The sequence below is a fragment of the Pseudomonas citronellolis genome, from assembly GCF_029335315.1.
Taxonomy (GTDB): domain Bacteria; phylum Pseudomonadota; class Gammaproteobacteria; order Pseudomonadales; family Pseudomonadaceae; genus Pseudomonas; species Pseudomonas citronellolis_A.
The window spans coordinates 19,221-33,728 of sequence record NZ_JARJLT010000250.1 but is presented as its reverse complement, the minus strand read 5'-3'; the positions used below and the strand labels follow the sequence as shown (position 1 = coordinate 33,728).

29 protein-coding genes are annotated in these 14,508 nt (G+C 59.0%); all 29 read left to right on the top strand.

What is annotated here, in order from left to right:
* Positions 1-161: 161 nt before the first annotated feature.
* Positions 162-473, top strand: a complete 312-nt coding sequence (gene rpsJ, locus P3W75_RS18995; protein WP_003243886.1) for a 30S ribosomal protein S10 — start codon at positions 162-164, stop codon at positions 471-473.
* Positions 474-555: 82 nt separating this feature from the next.
* On the top strand, positions 556-1,191 hold the full coding sequence (gene rplC / locus P3W75_RS18990; protein WP_276228852.1) for a 50S ribosomal protein L3: 636 nt from the start codon (positions 556-558) through the stop codon (positions 1,189-1,191).
* A gap of 14 nt (positions 1,192-1,205) precedes the next feature.
* Positions 1,206-1,808: a 50S ribosomal protein L4 gene (gene rplD / locus P3W75_RS18985; RefSeq protein WP_276228851.1), complete on the top strand. Its 603-nt coding sequence runs from the start codon at positions 1,206-1,208 to the stop codon at positions 1,806-1,808.
* Complete coding sequence (gene rplW, locus P3W75_RS18980) at positions 1,805-2,104, top strand: 50S ribosomal protein L23 (protein WP_276228850.1); 300 nt, start codon at positions 1,805-1,807, stop codon at positions 2,102-2,104. Before rplD ends, rplW begins: the two co-directional genes overlap by 4 nt.
* Positions 2,105-2,115: 11 nt before the next feature.
* Positions 2,116-2,937, top strand: a complete 822-nt coding sequence (gene rplB / locus P3W75_RS18975) for a 50S ribosomal protein L2 (RefSeq protein ID WP_276228849.1) — start codon at positions 2,116-2,118, stop codon at positions 2,935-2,937.
* Between the two features lie 16 nt (positions 2,938-2,953).
* Entirely contained in the window at positions 2,954-3,229 is a 276-nt protein-coding gene (rpsS, locus tag P3W75_RS18970) for a 30S ribosomal protein S19 (RefSeq protein ID WP_015475324.1), read from the top strand.
* A gap of 12 nt (positions 3,230-3,241) precedes the next feature.
* The gene (rplV, locus tag P3W75_RS18965; protein ID WP_003103908.1) at positions 3,242-3,574 is read left to right on the top strand and encodes a 50S ribosomal protein L22; all 333 of its coding nucleotides are present in this window, start codon (positions 3,242-3,244) and stop codon (positions 3,572-3,574) included.
* Between the two features lie 13 nt (positions 3,575-3,587).
* Complete coding sequence (gene rpsC / locus P3W75_RS18960; RefSeq protein WP_024767387.1) at positions 3,588-4,274, top strand: 30S ribosomal protein S3; 687 nt, start codon at positions 3,588-3,590, stop codon at positions 4,272-4,274.
* 11 nt (positions 4,275-4,285) lie between these two features.
* A complete protein-coding gene (gene rplP, locus P3W75_RS18955) occupies positions 4,286-4,699 on the top strand; it encodes a 50S ribosomal protein L16 (protein WP_009617163.1) in 414 nt (137 codons plus the stop codon).
* Entirely contained in the window at positions 4,699-4,890 is a 192-nt protein-coding gene (gene rpmC, locus P3W75_RS18950) for a 50S ribosomal protein L29 (RefSeq protein WP_003093720.1), read from the top strand. Before rplP ends, rpmC begins: the two co-directional genes overlap by 1 nt.
* Positions 4,891-4,892: 2 nt before the next feature.
* Positions 4,893-5,159 (top strand): 30S ribosomal protein S17, encoded by a 267-nt coding sequence (rpsQ, locus tag P3W75_RS18945; RefSeq protein WP_009617165.1) that lies wholly within the window; start codon positions 4,893-4,895, stop codon positions 5,157-5,159.
* A gap of 16 nt (positions 5,160-5,175) precedes the next feature.
* Positions 5,176-5,544, top strand: coding sequence for a 50S ribosomal protein L14 (gene rplN / locus P3W75_RS18940; RefSeq protein WP_003093714.1), 369 nt, complete (start codon positions 5,176-5,178; stop codon positions 5,542-5,544).
* A 12-nt stretch (positions 5,545-5,556) separates the two neighbouring features.
* A complete protein-coding gene (gene rplX, locus P3W75_RS18935; protein WP_276228848.1) occupies positions 5,557-5,871 on the top strand; it encodes a 50S ribosomal protein L24 in 315 nt (104 codons plus the stop codon).
* 17 nt (positions 5,872-5,888) lie between these two features.
* Positions 5,889-6,428 (top strand): 50S ribosomal protein L5, encoded by a 540-nt coding sequence (rplE, locus tag P3W75_RS18930; RefSeq protein ID WP_017521899.1) that lies wholly within the window; start codon positions 5,889-5,891, stop codon positions 6,426-6,428.
* Between the two features lie 13 nt (positions 6,429-6,441).
* On the top strand, positions 6,442-6,747 hold the full coding sequence (gene rpsN, locus P3W75_RS18925; RefSeq protein ID WP_276228847.1) for a 30S ribosomal protein S14: 306 nt from the start codon (positions 6,442-6,444) through the stop codon (positions 6,745-6,747).
* Between the two features lie 187 nt (positions 6,748-6,934).
* Positions 6,935-7,327 (top strand): 30S ribosomal protein S8, encoded by a 393-nt coding sequence (gene rpsH / locus P3W75_RS18920; RefSeq protein ID WP_276228846.1) that lies wholly within the window; start codon positions 6,935-6,937, stop codon positions 7,325-7,327.
* 11 nt (positions 7,328-7,338) lie between these two features.
* Entirely contained in the window at positions 7,339-7,872 is a 534-nt protein-coding gene (gene rplF / locus P3W75_RS18915) for a 50S ribosomal protein L6 (RefSeq protein ID WP_276228845.1), read from the top strand.
* Positions 7,873-7,882: 10 nt separating this feature from the next.
* Entirely contained in the window at positions 7,883-8,233 is a 351-nt protein-coding gene (gene rplR / locus P3W75_RS18910; protein WP_009617172.1) for a 50S ribosomal protein L18, read from the top strand.
* 3 nt (positions 8,234-8,236) lie between these two features.
* Complete coding sequence (rpsE, locus tag P3W75_RS18905; protein ID WP_276228844.1) at positions 8,237-8,737, top strand: 30S ribosomal protein S5; 501 nt, start codon at positions 8,237-8,239, stop codon at positions 8,735-8,737.
* 2 nt (positions 8,738-8,739) lie between these two features.
* Positions 8,740-8,916 carry a 50S ribosomal protein L30 gene (gene rpmD / locus P3W75_RS18900; protein ID WP_276228843.1) on the top strand — a complete coding sequence of 59 codons (177 nt, stop codon included), beginning with the start codon at positions 8,740-8,742 and terminating at the stop codon, positions 8,914-8,916.
* Positions 8,917-8,918: 2 nt separating this feature from the next.
* The gene (gene rplO / locus P3W75_RS18895) at positions 8,919-9,353 is read left to right on the top strand and encodes a 50S ribosomal protein L15 (protein WP_276228842.1); all 435 of its coding nucleotides are present in this window, start codon (positions 8,919-8,921) and stop codon (positions 9,351-9,353) included.
* A complete protein-coding gene (gene secY / locus P3W75_RS18890) occupies positions 9,354-10,688 on the top strand; it encodes a preprotein translocase subunit SecY (protein ID WP_276228841.1) in 1,335 nt (444 codons plus the stop codon).
* 29 nt (positions 10,689-10,717) lie between these two features.
* Positions 10,718-10,834 carry a 50S ribosomal protein L36 gene (gene rpmJ / locus P3W75_RS18885; RefSeq protein ID WP_046788135.1) on the top strand — a complete coding sequence of 39 codons (117 nt, stop codon included), beginning with the start codon at positions 10,718-10,720 and terminating at the stop codon, positions 10,832-10,834.
* 130 nt (positions 10,835-10,964) lie between these two features.
* Positions 10,965-11,321 carry a 30S ribosomal protein S13 gene (gene rpsM, locus P3W75_RS18880; protein WP_276228840.1) on the top strand — a complete coding sequence of 119 codons (357 nt, stop codon included), beginning with the start codon at positions 10,965-10,967 and terminating at the stop codon, positions 11,319-11,321.
* Between the two features lie 18 nt (positions 11,322-11,339).
* Positions 11,340-11,729: a 30S ribosomal protein S11 gene (rpsK, locus tag P3W75_RS18875; protein ID WP_003093689.1), complete on the top strand. Its 390-nt coding sequence runs from the start codon at positions 11,340-11,342 to the stop codon at positions 11,727-11,729.
* Positions 11,730-11,745: 16 nt separating this feature from the next.
* A complete protein-coding gene (gene rpsD / locus P3W75_RS18870) occupies positions 11,746-12,366 on the top strand; it encodes a 30S ribosomal protein S4 (RefSeq protein WP_276228839.1) in 621 nt (206 codons plus the stop codon).
* Positions 12,367-12,388: 22 nt separating this feature from the next.
* Positions 12,389-13,390 (top strand): DNA-directed RNA polymerase subunit alpha, encoded by a 1,002-nt coding sequence (locus tag P3W75_RS18865; RefSeq protein WP_009617182.1) that lies wholly within the window; start codon positions 12,389-12,391, stop codon positions 13,388-13,390.
* 43 nt (positions 13,391-13,433) lie between these two features.
* Positions 13,434-13,823 carry a 50S ribosomal protein L17 gene (gene rplQ, locus P3W75_RS18860; RefSeq protein ID WP_276228838.1) on the top strand — a complete coding sequence of 130 codons (390 nt, stop codon included), beginning with the start codon at positions 13,434-13,436 and terminating at the stop codon, positions 13,821-13,823.
* 204 nt (positions 13,824-14,027) lie between these two features.
* Positions 14,028-14,492: a bacterioferritin gene (gene bfr, locus P3W75_RS18855; protein WP_276228837.1), complete on the top strand. Its 465-nt coding sequence runs from the start codon at positions 14,028-14,030 to the stop codon at positions 14,490-14,492.
* The last annotated feature ends 16 nt before the right edge of the window (positions 14,493-14,508 follow it).

The window sequence follows — 14,508 nt, the reverse complement described above, 5'->3', positions numbered from 1 at the left end:
TAATCGTTGATCTAGCGCATGAGAAAAAGGGGCCCTTCGGGGCCCCTTTTTCGTTGAGTTGGTTAAATATTGACACCCCCCGAGGGCATCCGTACAATTGCGCCTCCTTTTAACGGGCGGAGTCCGTCCGTTGGGAAAGGCAACTTGGAGTCTGAGGTCAAATGCAAAATCAACAAATCCGTATTCGGTTGAAGGCTTTTGACCACCGCCTGATCGACCAATCTACCCAGGAAATCGTGGAAACCGCGAAACGTACTGGGGCTCAGGTGCGTGGTCCGATTCCTCTGCCGACCCGCAAGGAACGTTACACCGTGCTGATTTCCCCGCACGTCAACAAGGACGCTCGTGACCAGTACGAAATCCGTACCCACAAGCGTGTTCTCGACATCGTTCAGCCGACCGACAAAACCGTCGACGCGCTGATGAAGCTCGACCTTGCTGCTGGCGTCGAAGTACAGATCAGCCTCGGCTAATGCCTTCGGCATTGGTCGTGTAACGCTCTGAAATGGGCGGCCATAGCGGGTGAAAGCCCCGTACACTAAAGAGGTTCAAAACATGACAATTGGTGTTGTCGGTCGTAAGTGCGGCATGACCCGCATTTTCACCGAAGATGGTGTCTCCATTCCGGTCACGGTCATTGAGGTCGAGCCGAATCGCGTCACCCAGTTCAAAAACGAAGAGACTGATGGCTATCGCGCTGTGCAGGTAACTGCTGGCGAGCGTCGTGCTTCTCGCGTGACCAAGGCTCAAGCCGGTCACTTTGCCAAGGCGAATGTCGCCGCCGGTCGCGGCGTGTGGGAATTCCGTCTGGGCGAAGAGGAGTTCAAGGCAGGCGATTCGATCTCTGTCGATCTGTTCCAGGCTGGTCAGCTGGTAGACGTTACCGGTGAATCCAAGGGTAAAGGCTACGCCGGTACCATCAAGCGCTGGAACTTCCGTGGTCAAGACAATACCCACGGTAACTCCGTTTCCCACCGCGTCCCGGGTTCGATCGGCCAGTGCCAGACTCCTGGTCGAGTGTTCAAGGGCAAGAAAATGTCCGGTCACATGGGTGCTGAGCGCGTAACCGTTCAATCCCTTGAGATCGTGCGTGTCGATGCCGAGCGTAATCTGCTGCTGGTCAAGGGTGCCGTTCCTGGCGCTACCGGCGGTGACGTGCTCGTGCGTCCGGCCGCCAAGGCTCGCGGTTAAGAGGGGAAGCTGAGATGCAACTTAATGTGAACGGCGCTCAGGCTATCGAAGTCTCCGAGCGTACCTTTGGCAGCGAATTCAACGAGACTCTGGTTCACCAGGCTGTCGTCGCCTACATGGCTGGCGGTCGTCAGGGCACCAAGGCTCAGAAGACTCGTTCCGAAGTCTCCGGTGGTGGCAAGAAGCCGTGGCGTCAGAAGGGCACCGGTCGTGCTCGCGCTGGCACCATCCGTAGCCCCATCTGGCGTGGGGGCGGCACCACTTTCGCCGCCAAACCGCAGGATCATTCCCAGAAGCTCAACAAGAAGATGTACCGCGCTGCCATGCGCTCCATCCTCTCCGAGCTGGTTCGTCTGGAGCGCCTGGTCATCGTCGCCGACTTCGCTGTCGACGCGCCGAAAACCAAAGGTCTGGTCAGCAAGCTGGACGGCCTGGGCCTGAAAGACGTGCTGATCGTTACCGATGGCGTCGATGAAAACCTGTACCTGGCTGCGCGCAACCTCGCGCACGTCGACGTACGCGACGTCCAGGGTTCCGACCCGGTCAGCCTGATCGCCTACGACAAGGTGCTCGTCACCGTGTCCGCCGTGAAGAAGTTCGAGGAGCTGCTGGCATGAACCAGGAACGCGTATTCAAAGTGCTGCTGGGCCCGCATATCTCCGAGAAGGCCACTGGCCTGGCGGACGGCAACAGCCAATTCGTTTTCAAGGTTGCCACTGATGCAACCAAGCTGGAAATCAAGAAGGCCGTCGAAAGCCTGTTCGGCGTGAAAGTACGTCGCGTCACCACCCTGAACGTTCAGGGCAAGACCAAGCGTACCGTTCGCGGCCTGGGCAAGCGTAACGACTGGAAGAAGGCGTACATCTCCCTTCAGCCGGGCCAAGATCTCGATTTCGCAGCTGGCGCTGAGTAAAGGGGTGCATCATGGCAATCGTTAAATGCAAGCCGACTTCCGCTGGTCGTCGTTTTGTCGTCAAGGTAGTGAACCAGGACCTGCATAAAGGTGCTCCGTTCGCTGGCCTGGTCGAGAAGAAGTCCAAGTCGGGCGGCCGTAACAACAACGGTCGTATCACCACCCGCCACGTTGGCGGTGGTCACAAGCAGCACTACCGTCTGGTCGATTTCCGCCGCAACAAGGATGGCATCCCTGCCATCGTCGAGCGCGTGGAATATGACCCGAACCGCACTGCGCACATCGCTCTGCTGAAGTACGCGGACGGTGAGCGTCGTTACATCATCGCCCCCAAAGGCGTGGTGGCTGGCGATCAACTGATCTCCGGTATCGGCGCTCCGATCAAGGCCGGCAACAACATGCCGCTGCGCAACATCCCGGTTGGTAGCACCATCCACGGTATCGAGCTGAAGCCGGGCAAAGGCGCCCAGCTGGTTCGCTCCGCTGGCGCCTCGGCCCAGCTGGTAGCCCGTGAAGGCGCTTACGTAACCGTGCGTCTGCGTTCCGGTGAAATGCGTAAAGTCCTGGCTGACTGCCGTGCGACCCTGGGCGAAGTCTCGAACTCCGAGCACAGCCTGCGTTCGCTGGGTAAAGCTGGTGCCAAACGCTGGCGCGGCATTCGCCCGACCGTTCGTGGCGTTGCCATGAACCCGGTCGACCACCCGCACGGTGGTGGTGAAGGTCGTACCTCTGCTGGTCGTCATCCGGTATCGCCGTGGGGTCTTCAGACCAAGGGTAAGAAGACTCGCGCGAACAAGCGTACCGATAACATGATCGTCCGTCGCCGCAAGTAAATAGAGGGATACGACAGTGCCGCGTTCTCTGAAAAAAGGTCCGTTTATCGATCTTCACCTGTTGAAGAAGATCGAAGTGGCGGTGGAAAAGAACGATCGCAAACCGATCAAGACCTGGTCGCGCCGTTCGATGATTCTGCCGCATATGGTTGGTCTGACCATTGCTGTTCACAACGGCCGTCAACACGTGCCGGTCCTCGTGAACGAAGACATGGTTGGTCACAAACTCGGCGAGTTCGCTGCTACCCGCACTTATCGTGGGCACGCTGCGGACAAGAAAGCCAAGCGTTAAGGGGTAAGGAAGATGGAAGTAGCCGCTAAGCTGTCGGGCGCTCGTATCTCCGCCCAGAAAGCCCGCTTGGTCGCCGACCAGATCCGCGGGAAGAAGGTGGGCGAAGCGCTCAACCTCCTGGCTTTCAGCAGTAAGAAAGCCGCCGAGATCATGAAGAAAGTGCTGGAGTCGGCCGTGGCCAACGCTGAGCACAACGAAGGCGCCGATGTGGATGACCTCAAGGTCTCCACCGTCTTCGTCAACGAAGGTCGTTCGCTCAAGCGCATCATGCCGCGCGCCAAAGGCCGTGCTGATCGCATCGTCAAGCGGTCTTGCCATATCACTGTCAAGGTTGCGGACAAGTAACGGAGTCGATCAGATGGGTCAGAAAGTACATCCCAATGGCATCCGCCTGGGTATCGTCAAGGAGCACACCTCCGTTTGGTACGCAGATAAGCGCACTTACGCTGATTATCTGTTCGCCGACCTGAAGGTTCGTGAATACCTCCAAGACAAACTAAAAAGCGCGTCCGTAAGCCGTATCGATATCCATCGTCCGGCTCAAACCGCACGCATCACCATCCACACCGCCCGTCCCGGTATCGTGATCGGCAAGAAAGGTGAAGATGTTGAGAAGCTGCGTCAGGACCTGACCAAGCAAATGGGTGTGCCCGTGCACATCAACATCGAAGAGATCCGCAAGCCGGAACTCGACGGTATGCTGGTTGCGCAGAGCGTAGCTCAGCAGCTGGAGCGTCGCGTTATGTTCCGTCGCGCCATGAAGCGCGCTGTACAGAACGCCATGCGTATTGGTGCCAAGGGCATCAAGATCCAGGTGAGCGGTCGTTTGGGCGGCGCTGAAATTGCTCGTACCGAATGGTATCGCGAAGGTCGTGTGCCCCTGCACACCCTGCGCGCCGATATCGACTATGCCACCTACGAAGCGCACACCACCTACGGTGTGATCGGTGTGAAGGTTTGGATCTTCAAAGGCGAGGTCATTGGTGGCCGCCAGGAAGAGCTCAAGCCGCAAGCGCCCGCTCCTCGTAAAAAAGCTGCTAAGTAAGGAGTACGCAAATGCTGCAACCTAAGCGTACGAAGTTCCGCAAGCAAATGACCGGTCACAACCGTGGCCTGGCTCATCGCGGTTCCAAAGTCAGCTTCGGCGAGTTCGCCCTCAAGGCAACCAGCCGCGGCCGTCTCACCGCGCGTCAGATCGAGTCCGCACGTCGTGCGCTGACCCGTCACGTAAAACGTGGCGGCAAGATCTGGATCCGCGTATTCCCCGACAAGCCTGTCACCAAGAAGCCCCTCGAAGTTCGTATGGGTAAAGGGAAGGGCGGCGTCGAGTACTGGGTAGCCCAGATTCAACCGGGCAAGGTCCTGTACGAGATCGAGGGTGTATCCGAAGAGCTGGCGCGTGAGGCATTCGCCCTGGCTGCTGCAAAGCTGCCGCTCGCCACCTCCTTTGTTAAGCGGACGGTGATGTGATGAAAGCGAATGAACTTCGTGAAAAATCCGTGGAGCAGCTGAACGAGCAACTGCTCGGCCTGCTGCGCGATCAGTTCAATCTGCGCATGCAGAAAGCAACTGGTCAGTTGGGGCAGTCCCACCTGCTCTCGCAGGTGAAGCGCGACATCGCTCGCGTCAAAACTGTGCTCAATCAGCAAGCAGGTAAGTGATCATGGCTGAAGCTCAGAAAACCGTCCGTACGCTGACCGGCCGCGTCGTCAGCGACAAGATGGACAAGACCGTCACCGTTCTGATCGAGCGTCGCGTCAAGCACCCGATCTACGGCAAATACGTGAAGCGTTCGACCAAACTGCACGCCCACGACGAAACCAATCAGTGCCGCATCGGTGACCTGGTCACCATTCGCGAGACCCGTCCGCTGGCCAAAACCAAGGCCTGGACTCTGGTTGATATCGTCGAGCGCGCGGTGGAAGTCTAAGGGTCGGAGATAGAAGATGATTCAGACTCAATCCATGCTCGATGTCGCTGACAACAGCGGCGCGCGTCGCGTAATGTGCATCAAGGTGCTCGGCGGTTCCCACCGCCGTTACGCCGGCATTGGCGACATCATCAAGGTCACCGTCAAGGAAGCGATTCCGCGTGGCAAGGTGAAGAAAGGCCAGGTGATGACTGCCGTGGTCGTTCGTACCAAGCACGGTGTTCGCCGCACCGACGGCTCCATCATTCGCTTCGACGGTAACGCCGCCGTCCTGCTGAACAACAAGCAGGAGCCGATCGGCACCCGTATCTTCGGGCCCGTGACTCGTGAACTTCGTACCGAGAAGTTCATGAAGATCGTCTCGCTCGCCCCTGAAGTGCTGTAAGGAGTAGCCGTCATGCAAAAAATTCGTCGTGACGACGAAATCATCGTCATTGCCGGCAAGGACAAGGGCAAGCGTGGCAAGGTGCTGAAAGTTCTCGCTGACGACCGTCTGGTCGTTGGCGGTGTGAACCTGGTCAAGCGCCACACCAAGCCCAACCCGATGCTCAACCAGCAAGGCGGGATCGTCGAGAAGGAGGCGCCTCTGCACGTCTCCAACGTCGCCATCTTCAACCCGGAAACCAACAAGGCTGACCGCGTTGGCTTCAAGGTAGAAGACGGTAAGAAGGTTCGTGTCTTCAAGTCGACCCAAAAACCGGTTCAGGCTTGAGGGAGTAGGTAGATACCATGGCACGATTGAAAGAAATTTATCGGAAGGAAATCGCGCCCAAGCTGAAGCAAGAGCTTCAGCTGGCGAACGTGATGGAAGTTCCGCGCGTCACCAAAATCACCCTGAATATGGGTCTTGGCGAAGCGGTCGGTGACAAGAAAGTCATCGAAAGCGCTGTAGCTGATCTGGAAAAGATCGCTGGCCAGAAGCCGGTCGTGACTTACGCTCGTAAGTCCATCGCTGGCTTCAAGATCCGTGAAGGCTGGCCGATCGGCGTGAAGGTCACCCTGCGTGGCGACCGCATGTACGAGTTCCTGGACCGCCTGCTCTCCATCTCCCTGCCGCGCGTGCGTGACTTCCGCGGCCTGAATGCCAAGTCCTTCGACGGTCGTGGCAACTACAGCATGGGCGTTAAAGAGCAGATCATCTTCCCGGAAATCGATTACGACAAGATCGACGCTCTCCGCGGTATGGATATCACCCTGACCACCACTGCTCGTTCGGATGATGAAGGTCGCGCCCTGCTGCGTGCTTTCAAATTCCCGTTCCGCAACTGATTGGAGTAGGACCATGGCTAAAGAGAGCATGAAGAACCGTGAGCTGAAGCGTCAGCAAACGGTTGCCAAGTACGCCAAAAAGCGTGCCGAGCTGAAAGCTACCATCGCGAATCCGGCTACCTCCGCGGAAGACCGTTGGGCTGCGCAGGTCGCCCTGCAGAAGCAACCGCGTGACGCGAGCGCCAGCCGCCTGCGTAACCGTTGCCGTCTGACCGGTCGTCCGCACGGCTTCTACCGCAAGTTCGGCCTGAGCCGTAACAAGCTGCGTGAAGCCGCCATGCGCGGTGACGTACCGGGCCTGGTGAAAGCCAGCTGGTAAGTCGACAAACGGAGCTGGCAACGGCTCCGTTGATCGCTTAACGAATCAAGCCCCCTCGTGGGGCTTGATTCGTTTTTGAGCGATCTCTAGAATACCCGGCTCCCCCGAGCCAGGGGTTTGTCTCGCCTGGTCTTTTGCGGGTGAGTTTCGTTAAAGGCTTATCTTTTGTATCAGGAGCATTAAGCCCATGAGTATGCAGGACCCGTTAGCAGACATGCTAACTCGCATCCGTAATGCCCAGATGGCTGAGAAGACCGTCGTGAGCATGCCGTCTTCCAAGCTGAAAGCGGCAGTAGCCAAAGTCCTCAAGGACGAAGGTTACATTGCGGACTATCAGGTCAGCGGTGAGGCCAAGCCTCAGCTGTCCATCGAGCTGAAGTACTTCGAAGGCAAGCCTGTCATCGAGGAAGTGAAGCGCATTAGCCGTCCTGGCCTCCGCCAGTACAAGTCCGTAGATCAGCTGCCGAAAGTTCGCGGCGGTCTGGGTGTGTCGATCGTCTCCACCAACAAAGGTGTGATGACCGACCGCGCTGCCCGTGCCGCTGGCGTCGGTGGCGAAGTGCTCTGCACTGTGTTCTAAGGGGAATCAGCATGTCTCGCGTTGCTAAGAACCCCGTCAAACTGCCCGCCGGCGTTGAAATCAAGCTGGCAGGTCAGGAACTTTCGATCAAGGGCACCAAAGGTTCCCTGGAGCTGAAAGTACACCCGTCCGTAGAAGTCATCCAGGACAACGGTGAGCTGCGTTTCGCCGCCCGTAACGGCGACCAGCAGACCCGTGCCATGGCCGGTACCACCCGTGCTCTGGTCAACAACATGGTGATCGGCGTCAGCCAGGGCTTCGAGCGCAAGCTCCAGCTGGTAGGCGTTGGTTACAAGGCGCAGGCCAAAGGCCAAGTGCTGTCCCTGGCCCTCGGCTTCTCCCACCCGGTTGATTACGAACTGCCCGCCGGCATTACCGCTGAAACCCCCAGCCAGACCGATATCCTGATCAAGGGCATCGACAAGCAGCTGGTCGGTCAGGTTGCCGCCGAGATTCGCGACTTCCGTCCGCCAGAGCCGTACAAAGGCAAGGGCGTGCGGTACTCCGACGAAGTCGTACTTCGTAAAGAAGCCAAGAAGAAGTAGGGCATAGCAAATGAGCGTCAAGAAAGAAACCCGTCTGCGTCGCGCTCGCAAGGCACGCCTGAAGATGCGCGAGCTGGAAGCCGTACGCCTTTGCGTGTACCGCTCCTCCCAGCACATTTACGCCCAGGTCATTGCGGCCGACGGCGGCAAGGTCCTGGCCAGCGCCTCGACCCTGGACAAGGAACTGCGCGAAGGTGCCACCGGCAACGTCGACGCAGCCAAGAAAGTTGGTCAACTGGTCGCCGAACGCGCCAAGGCTGCCGGCGTCACTCAGGTGGCGTTCGACCGTTCTGGCTTCAAGTACCACGGCCGTATCAAGGCCCTGGCTGATGCCGCTCGCGAAGGCGGTCTGGAGTTCTAAGTTATGGCAAACAACGATCAAAAGCGCGACGAAGGCTACATCGAGAAGCTGGTTCAAGTTAACCGCGTCGCCAAAACCGTAAAAGGTGGCCGTATCTTCGCCTTCACCGCGCTGACCGTGGTTGGCGATGGCAAGGGCCGTGTTGGCTTCGGTCGTGGCAAGGCGCGTGAAGTGCCGGCCGCCATCCAGAAGGCCATGGAAGCTGCTCGCCGCAACATGATCCAGGTTGATCTGAACGGCACCACCCTGCAGTACCCGACCAAGGCCGCCCACGGCGCCTCCAAGGTGTACATGCAGCCGGCTTCCGAAGGTACCGGTATCATCGCCGGCGGCGCCATGCGTGCCGTTCTGGAAGTGGCTGGTGTAGAGAACGTTCTGGCCAAGTGCTACGGTTCGACCAACCCGGTGAACGTGGTTTACGCCACCTTCAAGGGTCTGAAGAACATGCAGTCCCCTGAGGCAGTAGCGGCCAAGCGTGGCAAGAGCGTCGAGGAGATTCTCTAACCATGGCAACCGTAAAAGTCACTCTGATCAAGAGCGTGAATGGCCGTCTGGCCAATCACAAAGCCTGCGTCAAAGGCCTCGGCCTGCGTCGCATCGGTCACACCGTAGAGGTCCAGGACACTCCTGAGAACCGCGGCATGATCAACAAGGCTTACTACCTGCTGAAGGTTGAGGGTTAATCATGCAACTGAACGATCTGCGTTCCGCGCCGGGTGCCCGTCGCGAGAAGCACCGTCCGGGTCGTGGTATTGGTAGCGGTCTGGGCAAGACCGGTGGTCGTGGTCACAAAGGCCAGACTTCCCGCTCCGGCGGCACCATCGCTCCGGGCTTCGAGGGTGGCCAGCAGCCGCTGCACCGTCGTCTGCCGAAATTCGGCTTCAAGTCCCTGAAAGCCCTGGATCGCGCTGAGGTTCGTACCTCCGAGCTGGCCAAGGTCGAAGGCGACGTCGTCACCGTGCAATCCCTGAAGGATGCCAACGTGATCAACCGCAACGTACAGCGCGTCAAAGTCGTGCTGTCCGGTGAAGTTGCCCGCGCGGTCACCCTGAAAGGCATCGGCGCCACCAAAGGCGCTCGTGCGGCTATCGAAGCAGCTGGCGGCAAATTCGAGGACTAAATGGCTAAGCAAGGTGCTCTCTCTGCGCTGAGCAACGGTGGTGGTCTGTCCGAGCTCTGGGCACGTCTGCGTTTCCTGTTCCTGGCGATCATCGTCTACCGAATAGGTGCGCACATCCCGGTTCCGGGCATCAACCCCGATCGCTTGGCGGCACTGTTCCGGCAGAACGAGGGGACCATTCTTAGCCTCTTCAACATGTTTTCCGGCGGCGCGCTGGAGCGCATGAGCATTTTTGCACTGGGGATCATGCCGTACATCTCGGCGTCGATCATCATGCAGCTCATGACCGCTATCAGCCCGCAGCTGGAGCAGTTGAAGAAAGAGGGTGAGTCTGGGCGTCGCAAGATCAGCCAGTACACCCGCTACGCAACGCTCGTCCTGGCACTCGTCCAGGCCATCGGCATGGCCGTTGGTCTGGGCAGCCAGGGCGTGGCCTTCTCCAATGACTTCGGCTTCTACTTCGTGGCAGTCACCACCTTCGTGGCGGGTGCGCTGTTCATGATGTGGCTGGGTGAGCAGATCACCGAACGAGGCGTCGGCAATGGTATTTCCATGCTGATCTTCTCGGGGATCGTCGCCGGCCTGCCGCGCGCCATCGGGCAGTCTTTCGAGTCCGCCCGTCAAGGTGACATCAACATCTTCGCCCTGATCTCCGTCGGCCTGCTGGCCGTGGCGATCATCGCGTTCGTGGTGTTCATCGAGCGCGGCCAGCGCCGCATTGCCGTGCATTACGCCAAGCGCCAACAAGGTCGCAAGGTGTTTGCCGCGCAGACCAGCCATCTGCCGCTGAAAGTGAACATGGCGGGCGTAATCCCGGCCATTTTCGCCAGCAGCATCCTGCTGTTCCCGGCGTCCCTGGGCGCCTGGTTCGGTCAGTCGGAGGGCCTGGGTTGGCTGCAGGACGTCGCGCAAGCGATCGCTCCGGGACAGCCGCTGAACATTCTGCTGTTTAGTGCAGGGATCGTTTTCTTCTGCTTCTTCTACACAGCGCTGATGTTCAACCCCAAGGACGTGGCGGAAAACCTCAAGAAGTCCGGTGCATTTATTCCGGGTATTCGTCCGGGCGAACAGTCCGCTCGCTACATCGATGGCGTGCTGACCCGTTTGACCATGTTCGGTGCCCTGTACATGACGGCTGTGTGCCTGCTGCCCCAGTTCCTGGTCGTAGCTGCCCACGTTCCGTTCTACCTCGGCGGGACCTCGTTGTTGATCGTTGTGGTGGTTGTGATGGACTTTATGGCCCAAGTACAATCGCACCTCGTTTCGCACCAGTACGAGTCCCTCATGAAGAAAGCCAACCTGAAGGGTTATGGCGGCAGCAGCATGCTGCGCTGACCGGCCCGTAAGGTTAGTAGGAGTCACTGATGAAAGTTCGTGCATCGGTTAAGAAGCTGTGCCGTAACTGCAAGATCATCCGTCGCGAAGGTGTTGTTCGCGTGATCTGCAGCTCGGAGCCGCGTCACAAGCAGCGCCAAGGCTGAGTGTGATCCACGCGATATAGCCCGGCAGCTAGTGCGCTGCCGGGTTGATTATTTGTTATTACAGCGCTAATATCCGCGCCCTTTCTTGGCTCCCTGGGCGCCGGGTAGCTGTCAATTGGAGTTTTTCTGAATGGCCCGTATTGCAGGCGTAAACATTCCGGATAACAAGCACACTGTTATCTCGCTGACCTACATCTATGGTGTTGGTCGCACTACTGCACAGAGCATCTGCGCTGCCACCGGCATCAGCCCGGTAGCGAAGATCAAGGAACTGAGCGAAGAGCAGATCGATTCGCTGCGCAACGAGGTGGCCAAGCTGACCACCGAAGGTGACCTGCGCCGTGAAATCAACATGAACATCAAGCGTCTGATGGACCTCGGTTGCTACCGTGGTCTGCGTCATCGTCGCGGTCTGCCGGTTCGCGGTCAGCGTACCAAGACCAACGCGCGCACCCGTAAGGGCCCGCGTAAGCCGATCCGCAAGTAATCGCTTAGGAATATAGTCATGGCAAAACCTGCTGCTCGTCCTCGTAAGAAAGTCAAAAAGACGGTGGTCGACGGGATCGCGCATATCCACGCGTCCTTCAACAACACCATCGTTACCATCACCGACCGTCAGGGCAACGCTCTGTCCTGGGCTACCTCCGGTGGTTCGGGCTTCCGTGGCTCGCGTAAGAGCACCCCGTTCGCTGCCCAGGTAGCGGCCGAGCGTGCCGGCCAGGCTGCTCTGGAATACGGTCTGAAGAACCTCGACGTCAACGTCAAGGGCCCGGGCCCGGGCCGCGAGTCGGCTGTTCGCGCTCTGAATGCTTGCGGTTACAAGATCGCCAGCATCACCGACGTAACCCCGATCCCGCACAACGGCTGCCGCCCGCCGAAAAAGCGTCGCGTGTAATAGGAGACAGTGAGAAATGGCTCGTTACATTGGTCCCAAATGCAAACTGTCTCGCCGTGAAGGCACCGACCTGTTCCTGAAGAGCGGCGCTCGCGCCCTCGACTCCAAGTGCAAGGCCGAACAAGTCCCGGGTCAGCACGGCGCTCGCCGTGGCCGCCTGTCCGACTACGGTCTGCAGCTGCGTGAGAAGCAGAAAGTCCGCCGCATCTACGGCGTTCTGGAGCGTCAGTTCCGCGGTTACTACCAAGAGGCTTCCCGCCGCAAGGGCTCCACTGGTGAGAACCTGCTGCAACTGCTGGAATGCCGCCTGGACAACGTCGTATACCGCATGGGCTTCGGTTCCACTCGTTCCGAATCCCGTCAGCTGGTGTCCCACAAGACCATCAGCGTGAACGGTCAGACCGTCAACATCCCGTCCTATCAGGTTAAGGCCGGCGACGTCGTTGCTATTCGCGAGAAGTCGAAGAACCAGCTGCGTATCGCTCAAGCCCTCGAACTGTGCGCCCAACGTGGCCGCGTCGAGTGGGTTGATGTCGACACCGACAAGAAAGCCGGTACCTTCAAGAGTGTTCCGGCTCGCGCCGACCTGTCCGCCGACATCAACGAAAACCTGATTGTCGAGCTCTACTCCAAGTAAGGGCTAGAAAATAGGTGCATCCATGCAGAGTTCGGTAAATGAGTTCCTGACCCCCCGCCACATCGATGTGCAGGTGGTCAGCCAAACCCGCGCCAAGATCACGCTCGAGCCCCTCGAGCGTGGTTTCGGCCATACCCTGGGCAACGCGCTGCGTCGCATCCTGTTGTCCTCCATGCCTGGCTGCGCAGTGGTCGAGGCCGAGATCGACGGCGTACTCCATGAGTACTCCGCGATCGAAGGTGTGCAGGAAGACGTCATCGAGATCCTGCTCAACCTGAAAGGTCTGGCCATCAAGCTGCACGGCCGTGACGAAGTGACGCTGACCCTGGCGAAAAAGGGCTCGGGTGTGGTGACCGCTGCCGATATTCAGCTGGATCATGATGTCGAGATCGTCAACGGTGACCATGTTATCGCCCACCTGGCCGATAACGGTGCGCTGAACATGAAGCTGAAAGTCGCTCGTGGCCGTGGCTACGAGCCGGCTGATGCCCGCTCGAGCGATGAAGACGAAAGCCGTAGCATCGGCCGTCTGCAACTCGACGCCTCGTTCAGCCCCGTACGTCGTGTTGCCTACGTGGTCGAGAACGCCCGTGTCGAACAGCGTACCAACCTGGACAAGCTGGTCCTTGATCTGGAAACCAACGGCACCCTGGACCCCGAAGAGGCTATCCGCCGCGCCGCTACCATCCTGCAACAGCAGCTGGCAGCGTTCGTGGACCTCAAGGGTGACAGCGAGCCTGTCGTTGAAGAGCAGGAAGACGAGATCGATCCGATCCTGCTGCGTCCGGTCGATGACCTGGAGCTGACCGTTCGTTCGGCCAACTGCCTGAAGGCGGAGAACATCTACTACATCGGCGACCTGATTCAGCGCACCGAAGTAGAGCTGTTGAAAACTCCGAACCTGGGCAAGAAGTCCCTGACCGAAATCAAGGACGTTCTGGCCTCTCGCGGTCTGTCCCTCGGTATGCGCCTCGACAACTGGCCGCCGGCAAGTCTTAAGAAAGACGACAAGGCTACTGCCTGATCGTCGTAGCTACCGAACGTAAAGTTTGGAAAGGAATTGAACCATGCGCCATCGTAAAAGTGGTCGTCACCTGAGCCGTACCAGCGCGCACCGCAAGGCTATGTTCCAGAACATGGCTGTGTCGCTGTTCGAACACGAACTGATCAAAACCACCCTGCCGAAAGCCAAGGAACTGCGCCGCGTTGCCGAGCCGCTGATCACCCTGGCCAAGGAAGACAGCGTTGCCAACCGTCGTCTGGCTTTCGACCGTACCCGTTCGAAAGCTGCCGTAGGCAAGCTGTTCAACGAGCTGGGCAAGCGCTACGCCAACCGTCCGGGCGGCTACCTGCGCATCCTCAAGTGCGGTTTCCGCGCTGGCGACAACGCCCCCATGGCGTACGTCGAGCTGGTTGATCGTGCTGTAGGCGGCGAAGCTGTAGACGCTGCTGAGTAAGGCTCACGCCTCTCATGAAAAACCGGGCCTCGGCCCGGTTTTTTATTGTCCCTGGAAATGTGTCTCGTTCCCCTGCTGGCGCGCACCGCGTCGTATCGGGAGGGTGTTTCCGGCGGCCCGGGACTATCCTGTAGTTGATTCGGGTCATTGCCGCCTGGGGCCGGTTTTTCCTTCAATTGCCCATCGGATTCATGGAGCTGACTGATGCAAGGCCACGCTGAAGTAATCGACTACCTCAACACCCTGCTGACCGGCGAGCTGGCCGCCCGCGACCAGTACTTCATCCACTCGCGGATGTACGAGGACTGGGGCTTCAGCAAGCTCTACGAGCGCCTCAACCATGAGATGGAAGAGGAAACCCAGCACGCCGACGCGCTGATCCGCCGCATCCTGCTGCTGGAAGGCACTCCGCGCATGCGTCCTGACGATATCCACCCCGGGCGTACCGTACCGGAAGCCCTGGAAGCCGACCTCAAGCTGGAGCGCCAGGTGCGCGCTGCGTTGGCCAAGGGCATCGCCCTGTGCGAGCAGCACAAGGACTTCGTCAGCCGCGACATGCTCCGTGCGCAGCTCGCCGATACCGAGGAAGACCACGCCTATTGGCTGGAGCAGCAGTTGGGCCTGATCAAGAAGATCGGCCTGGAGAACTACCTGCAGTCGCAGATCTGACCGCTGCACTGTCGAT